We start from the raw sequence: 15,681 nt of genomic DNA, 5'->3' as shown, positions 1-15,681 counted from the left end.
TTTTTCTATTTTTCTTTAAAAAGCTCAATTTTTAAGCGGCAAATTGACTTATAGAATTAGTTTGTGAGAAATGCGGGTTCAGCTACCAAGACAAATTCATCTATGTTGGGATTGGGAATTAACAGCGTTTGATTGGGCTTAATCCGGGTGGCATTATCCGGATCTTGCCGTGCGTTTTCCTGAAATTCATTAGGAAATAAAACCGTAATTCCAGCAGTTGGATCAACCAACATAATTCCCAAATGTAAATCCTTCTCTTCCCGATTCGTCACTCGAAACTGAAACGCATCTCCCACAGATAATTGATGACTCAGAAGTTGCCCAGATTCCCCTCGACTCCCTAACGGTGGACATTTACTGTCATCTTGACGACACCCCCGTGGTGTAAAGGCTTGGGCAACAATTTCGGGACGATTTTCTAAACCCATTGTTACCTCTAAATTTAGCCGCGAGGATTCAGCATTCAGCGTCATTCGCATAATTCGCGCCGCTAGCAGGGATTTCAGTTTACCCTGTAACCGTTCAATTCCTTGAGTCACCGTTTCTCCCGGTATACCAAAGGAATCGGGAATCACTTCTAAGGCGGGAGAAAATAAACCTAAACTATCCACAGGTGGCATTTTATCTGGTGTGTCTGATAACAATTGCTGCTGATACTCATCCGTCATCCGACTGAGAATATAATGCACATCCACCGGATAGGGAAACTCTCCCGGTTGGGGAAGAATCGGTTGAATCCGTTTTAGTGATTCCAGTTCAGTTTTTGCCGTTTCTGTTTCCTGACTTAAGGACGGATCAAGCCCAATATGGAGTTTCCAATCACTGGGAATTGTGCGGGCAAATTCCTGTAATAATTCTCCCGGTTGGACGTTTCCTTCGGCTTTGGCTTCAGCGATTAACCCGTTGCGCGAGATTAATTCAACTTTGGGCGTTTCGCCACGACTGCGGAATGGGGGAGTAAAAATAGACCCCTCAGAAATCGCCTCTAAACTCTCTTGGGAAATTCCCCCTAACCAAACTTGTACCCGATTATTTTCAACTCTTGTCACCACACCTTCGGCGGGGAGGGTTTTGGGTTCTGTAAAATAAATTGGTTCTCGTTGATTGCGACTATTCGGTGGAACCTCTACCAGGGGGAGTTGGGTGGAAAGGAATCGCATATCCCGTTCAATTCCCGCGATCGCACTTTCCACATCATGGTTGTTCTGCCATAATGTTTGGGTGAGTAGATAGGTAAACGCTCCCGCATAAAACCCCGGAAAGGGATAATCCGCCGCAAATTGTTCCCGTTGGGCTGAGGCAATCACCGCGCCAGTGGCGACGCCTTGCTGATACAATTTGATAAAATCCTCAGGGGATAGATTCAGCCGTTTCAGCCATTGCTGTTGATACTCGACTTCTTCGGGACTCATCCGGAAATCCATCCCCCCAGGAATCGCCCTAATTTTCACATTTCCCCGGGTTCCGCCCCCAGAATGACAACTATCCAGCACCACGGTAACGTTGTCGGTTTTCTGCTTCAGGGCGAACATGAGTAAAAATAGGGTATGTCCGGTAATTTCATTGACAATACCTTTATCAGCTTGCCAATGTTCATCCGCAGGAACAAAGGAACTATTCAGGGGATAACTGGGATCAATGGGATTGGGATCAATGACTTGTGAACCATGTCCCGAGAAATGAAACACCACCACATCTCCGGGTTTGGCTTGCTGAATTAAATGGGTTTCAAAGGCGGTTAAAATGCCATCACGAGTCGCCTCGGTATCCGTAACCGTCTTGATGTCCTCTGGCTGGAAGCCGAAGCGATTAATCAGGAGTTGTTCCTGTAAGCGAACATCGTTGACGCATCCAGAGAGGCTGGTAAAGCGATCGCTATTGGTGGGATACTGGTTAATCCCCACTAACAGGGCGAGTTTGCGGGGAGTGCTTTGGGCTAAGACTTTACCATAGCGTAAGGAGTGGCGCTGTAAATCCAGTTGGTTTAAACCGATGGTTGCTAAAGCCGAGGTAGCAAATTGGATAAACTGACGACGCTTCATAGATGTCATAAATTTATGATCATAGCGATATATCTCTCAACCTGAGAGACTCATGCAGAATGATGTTGTGGGACAATACAAGTTAACCTGACAATGCGCCTAACGCACGATGGCGGCGTGGCACAGCTAAAATTGTGGATTAAGATTTGTCGATTTTATGGGCGCACGCCATGCGCCCCTACTGTCGTGGCACAGCTAAAATAGGGTTTTGTTTGTAGTAAGCACGAAGAGTGCTATAAAGCTTAGCTGGAGAGGGCTGAAGCCCTCACTACGAACCAATTCTAATTCATCAAATAAGGTGTGCCATGCCCCTACAATGATGAATTAGATGATAGATTAAAGATGTCCCCGGATTGACGTGCGACTATAAAAATTGTAAGATTTCAAGCATGGCACAGCTAAACAAGTGGAATCAATTGTAGGTTATTTTGACGTCAGGAAATCTCAGCAAATATAGGCTAAAGCCCTTACTAAGAACCCAACTTTGCGCTTTGTCTTTGGGTATCGTTTGCTTCTGTACCCCCCCGGCTGGGGCTCAAATGTCTCATCTGCTGACACAGGCGAATAATCAACCTGTTGAGATGCAGTTTGAAACATCTCCAGAAACGATTCTCCAGGAATTAGTTAAAGCTGATGTCGTTTATCTAGGGGAAATTCATAGTAATCCTGATGACCATAAAGCCCAACTCGAAATTCTGCAAGCCCTTTACCAAGAGAATCCAAAAATTGTCCTAGCGATGGAAATGTTCCAGCGACCTTATCAGGATATTCTGGATCAATACTTAGCTGGACAACTTACAGAAACTCAATTGATTGAGCAAACGGAATATGAACAACGGTGGGGTTTTCCCTGGGAGTACTATGCCCCCCTATTACAGTTCGCTAAAACTCATCAACTGCCTGTTTTAGCATTAAATACCCCCACAGAAATTAGCCGTAAAGCCGCCCGGAATGGCTTAGAAAGTCTCACGAGTGATGAACTCCAGCAGATTCCCCCTCTGGACGAAATTCGTACCGATAATGCTGAGTATCGGCAAATGATTCAGGAGGTTTATAATCAGCATCAACAGGCAGGTCATGGTAATAGTGATGGCTTTGAGCGATTTTTCAGTGTTCAGGTGCTGTGGGATGAAACCATGGCACAAGGGATTGCCGATTTTATCACCGCTAATCCAGATTATCAAGTCGTCGTGATTGCGGGTAGTGGTCATATTGTGTATGGCTATGGTATACCCAGCCGAGTTGCCCGTCGCTTGAGTTATCGTCCCTTAATTCAGCGTTCGGTACTGTTCGGTATACCGGAAGACTTGGATGAAAATGGCGCGATCGCAGATTTCTTTTGGCAACCTCGCTAATATGATCGAAGAAGCACGTTGCTGTTGACATGCACAACCTACCCGATTCAGCCAACCGTTTGCACTATCAAGGGATTTACCCCTGTCCCATCTGTCGTGTGGGTCAAATTCAAGGAATGCCATTAATGGATGCGATGGCTTGTGAAGCCTGTCGTCATATTTTCGTGGCTGACTTGGAACAGCAATTATTGAAAATGACCGATAGACAGCCTCCCCTCACCTGGCGTTGGACTGGTAAAAACTGGGTGGGGGCGCACCTACAAGGCGTTGAATGGGGATGGGTGACTTGGATTTTTGCGGCGGTGTTTGTGATTCTACCCGCCACGTTAATTGGGGTAGCGGCTTACACCTTCCCGCCCACGCCCGGTAGCCGCTTGGCTTGGCTACCATTGGTTTGGACTGGATTAACCTTTTTATTCCATTTAGCCGTGATCATCTGGCTATTAATGGAGTTTTATCAGTTTCCCCTGCGAGTTTACTTACGAACTCGGCGACGGCGTTTACTGAGGCGTTAAAAACTCAAAAGGCACAGTCAAAGTCTCACCAACAGCCTTGGGTTTAAACCCAAGGCTCAAAGCTCAAGTCGTCTAAAGACGACTGCATAAGAGTTCTAGTCCATTTTAAGACTAATTATTTCAACATACTCCGCAGCATCCAAGCGGTTTTCTCATGAGTCCGCATCCGTTCAGTTAACAGGTCAACGGTAGACTCATCATTAGCCCGTTCAGCCGCCGGAAACGCCTCCCGCGCCGTTCTCACCACGGCTTCATTCGCTTCTACCAGTAAACGTACCATTTCTGTGGCTTCCGGAACACCACGGCTTTCTGGAATGGAAGAGAGTTCGGTAAATTCGCTATAACTACCGGGCGCTGGATAACCAATGGTGCGAATCCGTTCGGCAATATCATCCACCGCTACAGCTAGTTCAGTGTACTCGGTCTCAAACATGTTATGTAGCGAGTGGAACATCGGTCCGGTTACGTTCCAGTGGAAGTAATGTGTCTTTAGGTAAAGGGTATAGGTATCAGCTAGCAGGCGAGAGAGTCCTTCAGCAATCTCTTTGCGGTCTTGTTCTGAAATACCAATATTGACAGGGGCAGATTTATCAGCAGTTTGCATAGTGGTCTCCTAATTGGCTCCAAAAATAACGTTAACAGAAAAGCTGGTATAGTTCCTTATTTCACAGAGTTTCACGGAAATGAATTAGCCAGTGTGACGCTTTCTTTGAATGAACGACTACACCCTTTATCCCGTTGCCCAAGGCATCTGGAACTATTTTTCCCACACCAACTGTCAATCTTAAACAATAAGCTATCTGTTACAGATCGTCCCAAAGGATGAACTGTCCTCACCCAACAAAAATGACGCTTCTTAGGCTAAATGTCGCATCAATACGGCACGAGGGGCGCGGCGAACCCGGCATTTAATCGTTTCTTTCCCTAGGCGCTGATGTGCCTCAAATCGGTGACACCCAGAGAATCCGTAATACTCTCCATCAACTTCGAGTACATCAATAGGTTCTCTTAATCCCTCTTCCTGGATGGATTTCATCAACTCTAGTACCTTTTCGGCGTCGTTTTCGCGGGGAAGGGGACGGCGGATTTGCTGTAGCGGAATTTCTCGAACCTCTACCATCGTGCCAGTAACACCTCTGTTCTCAATGTTTACCTCTAAATCATACTCGTTATGAGTTTGACTTGCAACTTAGAGATGGAGTATGGGGGGTGCAGTGAAGCTGGGGGAGTCATGTAGAGACGTGCCATGGCGCGTCTGTATGTAGGGGAGGGTTTGACCATTAACGGGACGGTTTTCACCCAGATGTGACTAAACCCGCCCCAACGGAGTACCATAATTCTAAGGGCAAAGGACAAATGACGAATGACAAATGACAATTATTTTTGAATCCGCGACAGATCCATATTGCCAAAATTTACAAAAAAGGCAACATTGAGGTTTTCTAAAGATTGAACTAACCAAAAAATATCATTGATGGTTTGACGTTCGTAGTGAGTGAATAAAATCGAAAATCGCTTTTCTAAATCGGGCTTGACTTTACTACACAGAAGAATGATTTTCAGCAATAATCCGGTTGTGCGAATCGGTCCCATATTAGAAATTAAATCGACAAAGAGATAGTGATTGGGATGCTGAGGGCTGCTGACTAAGAAGCTAAGCAACTGGCTACAGGTTCTCAGCAGTAAAAAGTCGTTAATTTTCTTAGAGTCGCTATCGGGTAAGGTGTTTTTGAGGTGTTGAGCCAAACGGTGATTGAATTGATGTTTTCCATAAGCCGGTTCAATTGCTGCTGTTAGGTATTCATATAAATCGGCTTTAAAGGCACGATAGGAGGGCGTTAGATTACTTTGCTTGAGGAAACTTTGGGCTAAGTCTCGGTAGGTATACGCCCCTTCAACTTTGCCCATAAACTGTTTCAGGGCTAAGTAGAGTTCGCGATCGCTTAACAGGGTAGGATTGGGTACGGGTTGAACCAGGGTGATGTCTGAGGTTGGGGTTGGGCTAGATGCGAGTCGAACTCGCCGGATCAAATAAGTGACATATTGAGAGAGATTCATTTCTAATTGCCACTGACGTTGAGTTTGAATGTGGCGGATGGTTTGCTGGTGTTCGTAGGAACTATCTGAACTGAGCAAGGCGTGGGTGTATAAATAGGGGTATCGACAAATCAATTGCCCTAAAGCGGGATTGGAGTCTTGGCGATCGACAGTTGCGGTGTGATCAACAACTTTGACTAAACGTTGTAGGGTTTGATAGTCTTCACTTTGAGTAAATTCTCCCAGGAGTTGTCGCAATCGCTTTGATAGTCCCGATGTCGCCCTAATTGCCCTAGGTTGGAAGGGTTTTTCAAATAATGCCACCAATTGCGCGATCGCATGATCTTGATTAGCTTGCATTTGCCAACGGTTGATCAGGATATGGCAGCAACGATTGAGAATATGGGTAAAGTCTTGATGGCGGGGATTGGCGAGGATAATTCGGTGGAAGGCAGCGATAATATCAGGTTCAGAGTAGTTTTTGGCTTTAATAAATAATTGATCAAAGCGTTCGATGAGTTGCTGGGGAGATTCTCGTTGTATCCAATAGAGCAAATGATCATATAATATCTGCTCGTCGGCACTTAAAGAACGAGGAACAGACGTTGGCGATAATTCTGGAGGGGTAGGTTTTGGAGTTCGTTGTACTGTAGATGTTGTATTTAATTGCTTCTGGGTGTCGCGGTTTCCCTGATAAGAACTGGCGATAGCTTGCTGACGGCTGGTACTTAGGAACTGGTATTCCTTGGGAGTTAAGCGTTTCCCCTTTGCCCAAGCCAAGGCTTCTTGTAATTGGTTTCGGTTCAACAAATAGGACTCATTCTGACATCCACTGGCAAACCAAGCTGTCATGGCACAGTGATAAGGACGAAGATTATCCAGGACTCTTCTCACCCAATCCTGATTAAAAATAGATTTATAGATGCGGTTATAGACTCTCAGAACAGGCTGGGCGTACTTCTGTCCGATTGGCTGTTTCACCACTAATCCTGATAGGCGTAATTCTCGTTGTTCCGGGCTATTATCGGCAGGGATTTCTCCTTGGTCGAGAATTTGCTGGTAGAGTGTTAGTAGCTGACGGGTGCTGGAACGGTTAGGCAATAGGCGATCGCGGGTGGTGCAGCGACAAAGGCGATCGCGAATGGTTTTCAGGTGTTCCGGTTCATCTTTGGCTTCCCAGTTTTCAATAATGTGCGATCGCACCAACTGTTCAATCCATGGGCCAATTTGGGATTTATCCTGGGGAATCTTGGTGGGAAGAGAGAGTTCGGCTTGGTGGAGGACAATCTGACACAGCTTTTGAGTGAGAAAGGGTTTACCACCTGTCCAGGTTAATATTTCTTGGATGATGGCGGGGGAATAGTTAACTTTGGCGGCTAATCCCTGGGCTAAGGGTAAACATTCATGTAATTGAAAGCCTGTCAATTCAATTGCCCGACCAATATTAAACGGGGTGCTATTCTTATCTTGCATTAACTCGGAGGGAGTCGCGACACCCAATAGGGCAAATGTGAGGCGTTGGTAGGCGGGATAATCGGCGCGACTATCATAACAGGCGCGAATCGCGGCTAAAAAGTCATCGACGCGAAAGTTTAAACTGAGAACACTATCAATTTCATCGACAAAAATAACAATCGGTTGGGGAATCGTCGGTAGTAGGATTCGTTCAATAAACTCACTGAAGCGTTGTACGGGCGAGAGTAAATCGCGATCGCGCCACCATCGACGTAAGTTAAATTGTTGGGTGAGATCGAAACTAATCACCAAGCGACGGACTAAGCCAGCATACCATTGCTCTGGGGTCAAATTTTGGCAGCCAATCTTAGTCAAGTCAATCGCCGCACAAGCAAATCCTTCCTTTTGTAAGCGGCGCATGGTTTGCACCCGTAAGCTAGATTTCCCCATCTGTCGGGAGTTGAGGACATAGCAGAAATTCCCAGCCTTTAACCCGTCGTAGAGTTCAACATCGGCTTGTCGCCACACATAAGTGGGAGAATCGGCGGGGAGGCATCCGCCAAATTGGTAGTTGTAGGCTAAGGTGGTATTCATAGTCAATGCCCTGGCAAAACGCTGCATCGGTAGGAGACCGGGTAGAGCGAAGTACTAAAAAAAGGGGTTACACCCCTCAGCGTAAACTATTTGTGGATCGATTGAGTTTATGTGGGCAAGCCTGAGAAAACAACTCTGGCAATGGCGTGGTGTGTTCATTGCTGCTCCCAGTGTAGCCGGAGTCGTCATCGGGTTATGGTGGGCGGGATGGCTGCAAGAACTGGAACTCGCCGCCCTGGATCAATTTTTTCGCTGGCGTCCAGCCGAAGCGGTGGACTCAAGGATTGGGATTGTTGAGATTAATGAGCAAGATATCCAAAAACTCGGCAACTGGCCCCTATCCGATCAGAGGCTTGCCCAATTACTAACAATACTTAAACAACAACAGCCAAGAGCCATTGGTTTGGATCTGTATCGCGATTTACCTGTAGAGCCAGGGTATCAGGAATTGGTCGAGGTTTTTCAATCAACTCCGAATTTGATTGGTATTCGTAAGGTAGCCGGAGATGCTGAGGGAACGGCGGTTAATCCACCACCAGTATTGAACGAATTGGGTCAAATTGGGGCGAATGATTTGGTGGTAGATAGTGATGGTAAAGTTCGTCGCGGTTTACTGTCTCTGGGAACTCCATCTGGGGAAATTATCCCTAGTTTTAGTACGATGTTAGCCTTGACTTATTTAGAGGCTGAAGGAATTACGCTTGAGGAAGTAGATGCTGAGGGAAATCAATATCAGTTGGGCAAAGCTGTGTTTACCCGTTTAAATCAGCACGATGGGGGCTATGTCCGCACAGATGCGGGTGGATTTCAGATAGTATCTAATTTTCGCAATCTTAGGCAAGGTTTTCAGTCGATTTCGATCACGGAAGTCCTAGAGGGAAAAATACCAAAGGATTGGGGACGCGATCGCGTGATCTTGATTGGGATTACGGGTGAAAGTGTCGCTGATAACTTTTTCACCCCCTATAGTCGGGGATTGGTAAGTCGATCACCGGGGGTGGAAATTCATGCAGATGTCGTCAGTCAGATGGTGAGTGCGGCGCTAGAAGGGCGTCCTCTGATTCGGGTTTGGTCAGAACTTTGGGAGATTTTATGGATAGTGGTTTGGACGGTAGTCGGGGCGACGTTGACTTGGGGACAGCGCTATCGGGGGGGTGTGACTGCGCGATCGCCCTTTAAGGTAGTGAGTCTGATTTTCGTTGGCGGTGGCTTGGTTGGTGGCTGTTATTGGGCGTTTCTGAATGGGTGGTGGATTCCCGTGGTGTCGCCGATTCTGGGGTTAACCGGGTCTGCGATCGCGATTATTGGGTATGTGGCTTACGGTGCGGGTCAAATGCGCCGCATATTTGGTCGCTATATCGCTGATGCGGTGGTGGCGAATTTGCTGGAGACGCCTCAAGGATTGCAGTTGGGTGGAGAAAACCGTCAGGTTACGGTTCTATTTTCCGATTTAAGGGGATTTTCGGCAATTTCTGAGCGAGTGTCACCGGAGATGGGGGTGAGGGTGATTAACCATTATTTGCAAGTGATGACTGATGTGGTTGATCAGTATCAGGGCGTGATTAATGATTTCATGGGTGATGGGATTCTGGTTATATTTGGTGCGCCGATTGAAAGAGAGGACGATTGCCAACGCGCGATCGCTTGTGGGATTGCGATGCAGTTGGCGATGGCAGAGGTTAATCAGTACAATGAAACCCTAAATTTACCCCCCTTAGAAATGGGAATTGGTATTCATGGGGGAGAAGTATTAGCGGGGAATATTGGCTCACAAAAACGGGCAAAATATACGGTAATGGGGAGTCCGGTTAATTTAGCGTCTCGGATTGAATCCTATACCGTTGGTGGACAAGTTTTAATTTCTCAGGAGTTGTTGAAACAGATGGGTTCAATTCTCCGGGTGGATGGGGAATTGCACGTTCACCCCAAAGGATTTGCCGAACCAATTACGATTTATGAAATTGGTGGGATTGGGGGAGATTTTAATTTGATTTTGCCGAAACCAGAAACTGATTTTGTTGTGTTGAGCAATAAACTCCCAATACAGTATATAGTTTTAACGGGAAAGCATTTAGGGCAGGAATTCTGTCAAGGGACAATTGTAAAATTATCGGCGAATGGTGCTAAAATTAACACCCAACGGTCTTTAGAATTGTTGAGTAATCTCAAGATTAATTTAGTGATAGGTACAGACAAGGCAAAAGGATTGGGAGACATTTACGCGAAAGTCGTTGAAAAATCGGTAGATAATCCAAATCATTTTGGTATTCGATTTACAGGCATTCCGCCAGAAATAGCAGCCGTACTTTCTTATTTACGTCAGTCGTATTCAGATTGAAATAATTATTCAGAGTACAGGCTCTTCTAGAATGGTTATGATTCTTCTTGCAATGCAATACAATACAGTGCATAATTAAATAGTACGGCTGCACTTTAACCAACCCTCCACGAAGAACCTGTCTTATGAGCAAGGAAAATGTAACGTTTCGACTTGATCCAGATAAGAGAGCTGCACTGGATGCCATTGCTGCTGGTATGGAGCGTAATTTGACCTATGTGCTAAATCAAGCAATCAATGCTTACCTAGAAATGCATCAGTGGCAACTGCAAGAGATTCAGCAGGGTATCACTGAAGCCGATGCTGGGGATTTTGCTAGTGAACAAGAGGTAAGCGCCGTCTTTAGTCGGTTGACCCATGGAAGTTAGATGGTTACGCCAAGCACTACGCAATCTTGAGCAGCTTCATGCTTACATTTGCGAAGATGACCAAGATGCTGCAACAAGTACTGTTGTGAAAATTCAAGCAGCGGTTGAGCAGTTAGCAAAATTCCCTTACATGGGAAGAACCGGGCGCGTTGAAGGGACTAGGGAGTTGGTCATCTCAAAGACACCCTATTTTGTCGTCTACCGAGTTAAAAATAATCAGGTACATATTCTTCGTGTTTTACATAACGCGAGAAAATATCCTGATCGCTAAACGTCTGGATAATCAGTAATTATTTTTATGGGGACGCTGTTTCCGAAACCTGGCAATTGACCGAATTTTGCCAACCGCCATGAGGTGTTCCATTGGGGACGTAAGCCGTCAACACCACATTCCCTTCCTCATCAATAATCCATCCTTGGGCTTCGATAATTTGTTTGGGAGGATGGTTAATTAAATCATTTTTTCCCTCGGCTTGTCCTTCTATTTCCTCATCTTCTTCCCTGGGTATCACCCTGCCAAAATCATCTTGTACCAAATCAGGACTGAATAAATCCGTTGGGTTTTCAGGTAAACCACCTCGTCCAGTGACAGTAAATTGACTCTGACGACTACTAGCTGCACAGGTTCGGTTAATTTGTCCTGAAGGGTCAACCAAAGTGCTGGGGAGTTGAGTTAGTCCGCGACTGGGGTCAAGGGATACATCGAGTGTGATTTCACCAGAATTGCCAAACTGAGAACTAGCATCAATATCATTAGTACGATTTCCGGGGATGGCTGGACGTTCCTCAATACCAAAGATGCCTTGACTGGTGATGGTGATGCGACCTCCTTGTCCGAAAAAGGCATTGGCGGTGATATCACTATTTTCATCGGGGACAGCAGCGATAACACCAGCATCAATGTTAATGTTACCGCCATCTCCACCAGCTTGTGCTGTACCTGCGGTGGCTGAAATCTGACTGTTACGGCGCATAAGCAAAGCATCGTCAATCCGTAGTGTCAAGTTACCACCATTTCCAGAGGCTGTCCTTGCCGTAATAAAACCGTTATTGAGTCGCACCAAATCTGCCTCTATCTCTAAATTTCCTGATGTTCCAGAGCTGTTACTATTTACGTTAATTACTCCATCTTTGACAATTAATAAAGGAGTGGAAACTATCACATTTCCTGCTTGTCCTGAGCCTTCAGCAGAAGCTATCAAACCAACCAATGGTAAATTTTCTGTAGTGGCAGTCACTATTATAGCTTCTCCCGAACTTCCTATACGCACAATCGGAGTCTCAAGAAGTTGTACCTTAGTGAAGGTGTCAATTAGTTCCACCACACTGGAGGCAGTCACACTCAAACTTCCCCCTTTTCCCGCACCCAAAGTCTGAGTAGTAATCTGTCCTCCATCAACTTGCAATACATCAGTATTAATGGTTAAGTCTCCGCCGTTTCCTCTTCCCAATGTCCTTGCTGTTACCAATCCCAGATTCTGTACAAGTAATGCAGAAGTGGTAATCGTTAAATCACCGCCCTCTCCTGAACCATCAGTTCCACTAAATAAACCACTGTGAATACGATTATCCGTTGCCTGTCCACTTACTTTTACAAGCTCGGAGGCTCTAATGACTAAATCTCCACCAAAACCTCCATTTGGGATACCTACAAAGAGTAATCCACTCTGAGTGGCTATTTGTCCCCCACCTCGAATAATTAGCTGTCTCGTGTCAATCGTAATTCCACCAGCGGCTCCAGTACCACCGATAGTATTGGCAAATAATCCTGTAGAAACTAATGCCCCCGCTGGTGTTTCCAATACTTCCACAGATTCAGAGGCATTAATCCCTATCTTTCCTCCAGTCCCCTCACCCAAGGTAATCGTTGTGACTACTGCCCCATCTCGAACAATTAACCGCTTAGTATTAATAGTAATATCGCCTGCCGCTCCAGTAGCATTGCTTAACGTGGAAGTGATCAAACCTGAGCCAATTGCTTCCACAGACTCAGAAGCACGGACGCTAAGACTTCCCCCTGACCCCTCTCCAAATGTAGGGCTAAAGATAATTGCTCCATCTCGCAAAATTAATTCACCAGTATTAATGGCAACTGTACCCCCTAAACCTGTTCCCACAGTTCCAGTAAACAAGCCAGTACCAGGATTAAAGGGACGAATTTGTCCAGATAAACCACCTGCAATAAAAATTTGTTCAAAGCTTTCAAATCCATTTCCTATCAGTTCAATTGACTCAGAAGCATCCACTGTTATCCCCTCGCCAGCTTCTGAACCCAGAGTAGTCGCGAGTATCTGGGAACCCTCTTTGAGCATCACGCGCCTACCAAAAACTTGAATTTCACCGCCTCCCTTACCACTGGTATTGACAACAGCTTCATTAGTCAGTGAAATATCTGCTCGTGTTAAATCATTAGGAATATTCAAACTGAGATGGTTATCATCCATATTCAACGCGACTTCACCGGGAACGGCTAATCCGGCTAATTCTACTCGACCCCCTAAAGCATTTAATCCGCCTCCGTTGATGGCAATATCTCCACCAAGCAATAACAAGCTGTGACCATCGGGAACTCGTAAACCCTTGAGAGACTCTCCGAAAAGATTAATACCTGCGGATGCAATTGAATGGTTTTCGATACGACCAGAAGTCATCTGATTAAATAAAAATGCATCTGGATTAACAGTGAGTAAGGGTAAAGCTTCTGGGTCAGTTGCGCTAAAAACACCTTGATTGCCAAAACCAATGGCATTAGCGGTAGAGGCGACAAAGGAACCGCCAATATTCAACCGGGAATTCTCACCAAAAATAATCCCATTGGGATTGATTAAAAATAGATTTGCCGTTCCATTCGCCCGAATTAACCCATCAATATCCGAAATATTAGTCCCCGTCACCCGCCCTAAAATATTCTCAATCTGTAAAGCATTATTGAAAAATGCCTCACCCCCTGTCTGTACAGAAAACTCTTCAAAACTATGGAACAGGTTTACCCCTCGCACCGTTCCCCCTTCAATTAGGCAAACCGGACACCCTGTCACTTGAGAATTTACTGGGAGTGTATTATCGGGGACAACTTGAGCCGATACTGTAGTGATATTTGCCCAAAAACCGAGAACAAGGCTGCTGGCAAAGCAAAAGTGAGTTTTAATCTGTTTCATTGCGATTTTACCTTACAGCTTTTACCTAAATTGAAAAGGTTAAACTAATGCTTATCGTATACTGTAAGAAGTCCCTTGAATCGATGCTTTTCTTGCTAAATTGCTACAATGTTTTTTGCTGAATCAATAATTAGGGCTGAGATGCTGTTTCCGAAACCTGACAATTGACCGAATTTTGCCAACCGCCGTGAGGTGTTCCATTGGGGACGTAAGCCGTCAGCACCACATTACCTTCTGCATCAATAATCCAACCTTGGGCTTCAATAATCTGCTTGGGAGGATGATAAATAGGAGAATTCTCCCCATCGGCTTGTCCTTCTTTTTCCTCATCTTCTTCCCTGGCTATCACCGTGCCAAAATCATCTTGTACCAAATTAGGACTGAATAAATCCGTTGGGTTTTCAGGTAAACCACCTCGTCCAGTGACAGTAAATTGACTCTGACGACTACTAGCTGCACAGGTTCGGTTAATTTGTCCTGAGGGGTCAACCAAAGTGCTGGGGAGTTGAGTCAGTCCGCGACTAGGATCAAGGGATACATTGAGTGTGACTTCACCAGGGTTGCCAAACTGAGAACTAACATCAATGTCGTTTGTGCGGTTTCCATCAATAGCTGGCTGTTCCTCAATGCCAAAGACGCCAGTGGCGGTAATGTTCACAGTCCCACCATTCCCTTGATTTGCCTTGGCGATAATGTCGCTACCGTTTTCCCCTTCGGAAGGGAGGACGATTATGTAAGCACTGTCAATGTCGATGTTGCCACCATCTGCTTCATTCAAGGCTTCAGCAGAAAGTAGGCTTTCGTTGCTTATTAGCAGAAAGTTTAAACCGTTTAGGGTGATATTTGCGCCTTCCTCTTCACCGCTTTTTCCAGTTAGAGCAGAAAGTGTACCTTGGTTGAGAATAATCTTTTCTGCAGTGATGAAAAGATTACCTGTTTGTCCAAACTCGCTACTGACGCTAATTTCTGATCCATCTTGTACAGATAAGCGTTCCGTGTTAATGGTTAAGTCGCCAGCTTGACCTTCCGCTGTAGCACTAGCACGGATAGAACTACCTCTGCTCAATTGGATAAATTCTGTGGTATTAATTTTTATTTCTCCTGCTGTACCAGTATTTTGGGTCTCAGCAGAAATTATAGTGCCATTATCTAAAATCAAAGAGCTAGTTTGGATTTCCACTCCTAGGGAATTTCCGGTAGATCCTGATCGGACTCGACTAAAAACACCACTGCCAAGTCCTCGACTATCTTCCCCATTAAATTCAATACTATCTATTGCCTGAATTAATACCTTACCCGCATCTCCTTCTCCAAAGGTAGAAGCAGAAATTATAGCACCATTAGTTAAAAGCAAAGAGCCAGTCTCTATTTCTATACCTCCAGAATCTCCAGTAGCTCCTGATGCTACTTGACTCGCAATACCACTAATAACTCCTTGACTCAATTCTCCATCTAATAAGATGTTATCGGCGACTCGAATCACCACCTTTCCTGCATTTCCTGCTCCAAAGGTAGAGGCATTAATTAGAGTACCATTGGTTAAAGTTAAAGAGCCAGCCTCTATTTGTATATCTCCAGAATTCCCATTTGCTCCGGAATCCACAGCACTAAAAACACCACTGAGGTATCCTTGATTAAATTCCCCATCGAATACGATACTATCGGTTGCCCGAATTATAACCTGACCTCCATTTCCTTCCCCTCTAGTCACAGCAACAATTAAAGCGCCATTAATTAAAGTCAAAGAGCCAGTCTCAATTACTACCCCCTGAGAATTACCCTTGGCTCCTGATTCTACTTGACTAAAAACATCACCATC

General features: G+C 45.3%; 10 protein-coding genes and 1 pseudogene. 5 read left to right on the top strand and 6 right to left on the bottom strand.

Annotation, left to right across the window (positions count from 1 at the left end):
* Positions 1 to 56 precede the first annotated feature (56 nt).
* Positions 57 to 2,051 carry a caspase family protein gene (locus ACLGGO_RS32130; RefSeq protein ID WP_446422362.1) on the bottom strand — a complete coding sequence of 665 codons (1,995 nt, stop codon included), beginning with the start codon at positions 2,049 to 2,051 and terminating at the stop codon, positions 57 to 59.
* A 530-nt stretch (positions 2,052 to 2,581) separates the two neighbouring features.
* Between ACLGGO_RS32130 and ACLGGO_RS32125 the strand changes: the two genes are divergently transcribed.
* Together ACLGGO_RS32125 and ACLGGO_RS32120 are read left to right on the top strand one after the other, a co-directional pair.
* Entirely contained in the window at positions 2,582 to 3,397 is an 816-nt protein-coding gene (locus tag ACLGGO_RS32125) for a ChaN family lipoprotein (protein ID WP_446422361.1), read from the top strand.
* Positions 3,398 to 3,426: 29 nt separating this feature from the next.
* The gene (locus ACLGGO_RS32120; protein ID WP_446422360.1) at positions 3,427 to 3,912 is read left to right on the top strand and encodes a hypothetical protein; all 486 of its coding nucleotides are present in this window, start codon (positions 3,427 to 3,429) and stop codon (positions 3,910 to 3,912) included.
* A 115-nt stretch (positions 3,913 to 4,027) separates the two neighbouring features.
* On the opposite strand, the gene ACLGGO_RS32115 is transcribed toward ACLGGO_RS32120, so the two are convergent.
* The 3 genes from ACLGGO_RS32115 to ACLGGO_RS32105 all read right to left on the bottom strand — a co-directional run bounded on the left by ACLGGO_RS32115 (position 4,028) and on the right by ACLGGO_RS32105 (position 7,998).
* Positions 4,028 to 4,516, bottom strand: a complete 489-nt coding sequence (locus ACLGGO_RS32115; RefSeq protein ID WP_446422359.1) for a Dps family protein — start codon at positions 4,514 to 4,516, stop codon at positions 4,028 to 4,030.
* Between the two features lie 252 nt (positions 4,517 to 4,768).
* Positions 4,769 to 5,032 (bottom strand): ParB N-terminal domain-containing protein, encoded by a 264-nt coding sequence (locus ACLGGO_RS32110; RefSeq protein WP_446415318.1) that lies wholly within the window; start codon positions 5,030 to 5,032, stop codon positions 4,769 to 4,771.
* Positions 5,033 to 5,289: 257 nt separating this feature from the next.
* Positions 5,290 to 7,998, bottom strand: coding sequence for an AAA-like domain-containing protein (locus ACLGGO_RS32105; protein ID WP_446422358.1), 2,709 nt, complete (start codon positions 7,996 to 7,998; stop codon positions 5,290 to 5,292).
* A 109-nt stretch (positions 7,999 to 8,107) separates the two neighbouring features.
* Here ACLGGO_RS32105 and ACLGGO_RS32100 point away from each other — a divergent pair, with 109 nt between their 5' ends.
* From ACLGGO_RS32100 to ACLGGO_RS32090, 3 genes are all read left to right on the top strand, one after another.
* On the top strand, positions 8,108 to 10,336 hold the full coding sequence (locus ACLGGO_RS32100) for a CHASE2 domain-containing protein (protein ID WP_446422357.1): 2,229 nt from the start codon (positions 8,108 to 8,110) through the stop codon (positions 10,334 to 10,336).
* A 125-nt stretch (positions 10,337 to 10,461) separates the two neighbouring features.
* The gene (locus ACLGGO_RS32095; RefSeq protein WP_446422356.1) at positions 10,462 to 10,704 is read left to right on the top strand and encodes a CopG family ribbon-helix-helix protein; all 243 of its coding nucleotides are present in this window, start codon (positions 10,462 to 10,464) and stop codon (positions 10,702 to 10,704) included.
* Positions 10,694 to 10,975 (top strand): type II toxin-antitoxin system RelE/ParE family toxin, encoded by a 282-nt coding sequence (locus ACLGGO_RS32090; protein ID WP_446422355.1) that lies wholly within the window; start codon positions 10,694 to 10,696, stop codon positions 10,973 to 10,975. Before ACLGGO_RS32095 ends, ACLGGO_RS32090 begins: the two co-directional genes overlap by 11 nt.
* Before the next feature lie 25 nt (positions 10,976 to 11,000).
* Here the strand turns inward: ACLGGO_RS32090 and ACLGGO_RS32085 are convergent, their stop codons facing one another.
* Together ACLGGO_RS32085 and ACLGGO_RS32080 are read right to left on the bottom strand one after the other, a co-directional pair.
* Positions 11,001 to 13,862: a two-partner secretion domain-containing protein gene (locus ACLGGO_RS32085; protein WP_446422354.1), complete on the bottom strand. Its 2,862-nt coding sequence runs from the start codon at positions 13,860 to 13,862 to the stop codon at positions 11,001 to 11,003.
* 130 nt (positions 13,863 to 13,992) lie between these two features.
* Positions 13,993 to 15,681: pseudogene (locus ACLGGO_RS32080) on the bottom strand (S-layer family protein); the annotation flags it as partial.

It is taken from the genome of Coleofasciculus sp., assembly GCF_046565525.1.
Taxonomy (GTDB): Bacteria; Cyanobacteriota; Cyanobacteriia; order Cyanobacteriales; family Coleofasciculaceae; genus Coleofasciculus.
Note: the sequence above shows the minus strand (reverse complement) of the source record. Positions and strands in the feature narration are given on the sequence as shown.

What these genes read in the sequence shown, in the direction of transcription:
- ACLGGO_RS32130 (WP_446422362.1), bottom strand. Translation starts at nt 2,051, where the DNA reads ATGACATCTATGAAGCGTCGTCAGTTTATCCAATTTGCTACCTCGGCT.
- ACLGGO_RS32125 (WP_446422361.1), top strand. Translation starts at nt 2,582, where the DNA reads ATGTCTCATCTGCTGACACAGGCGAATAATCAACCTGTTGAGATGCAG.
- ACLGGO_RS32120 (WP_446422360.1), top strand. Translation starts at nt 3,427, where the DNA reads ATGCACAACCTACCCGATTCAGCCAACCGTTTGCACTATCAAGGGATT.
- ACLGGO_RS32115 (WP_446422359.1), bottom strand. Translation starts at nt 4,516, where the DNA reads ATGCAAACTGCTGATAAATCTGCCCCTGTCAATATTGGTATTTCAGAA.
- ACLGGO_RS32110 (WP_446415318.1), bottom strand. Translation starts at nt 5,032, where the DNA reads ATGGTAGAGGTTCGAGAAATTCCGCTACAGCAAATCCGCCGTCCCCTT.
- ACLGGO_RS32105 (WP_446422358.1), bottom strand. Translation starts at nt 7,998, where the DNA reads ATGAATACCACCTTAGCCTACAACTACCAATTTGGCGGATGCCTCCCC.
- ACLGGO_RS32100 (WP_446422357.1), top strand. Translation starts at nt 8,108, where the DNA reads ATGTGGGCAAGCCTGAGAAAACAACTCTGGCAATGGCGTGGTGTGTTC.
- ACLGGO_RS32095 (WP_446422356.1), top strand. Translation starts at nt 10,462, where the DNA reads ATGAGCAAGGAAAATGTAACGTTTCGACTTGATCCAGATAAGAGAGCT.
- ACLGGO_RS32090 (WP_446422355.1), top strand. Translation starts at nt 10,694, where the DNA reads ATGGAAGTTAGATGGTTACGCCAAGCACTACGCAATCTTGAGCAGCTT.
- ACLGGO_RS32085 (WP_446422354.1), bottom strand. Translation starts at nt 13,862, where the DNA reads ATGAAACAGATTAAAACTCACTTTTGCTTTGCCAGCAGCCTTGTTCTC.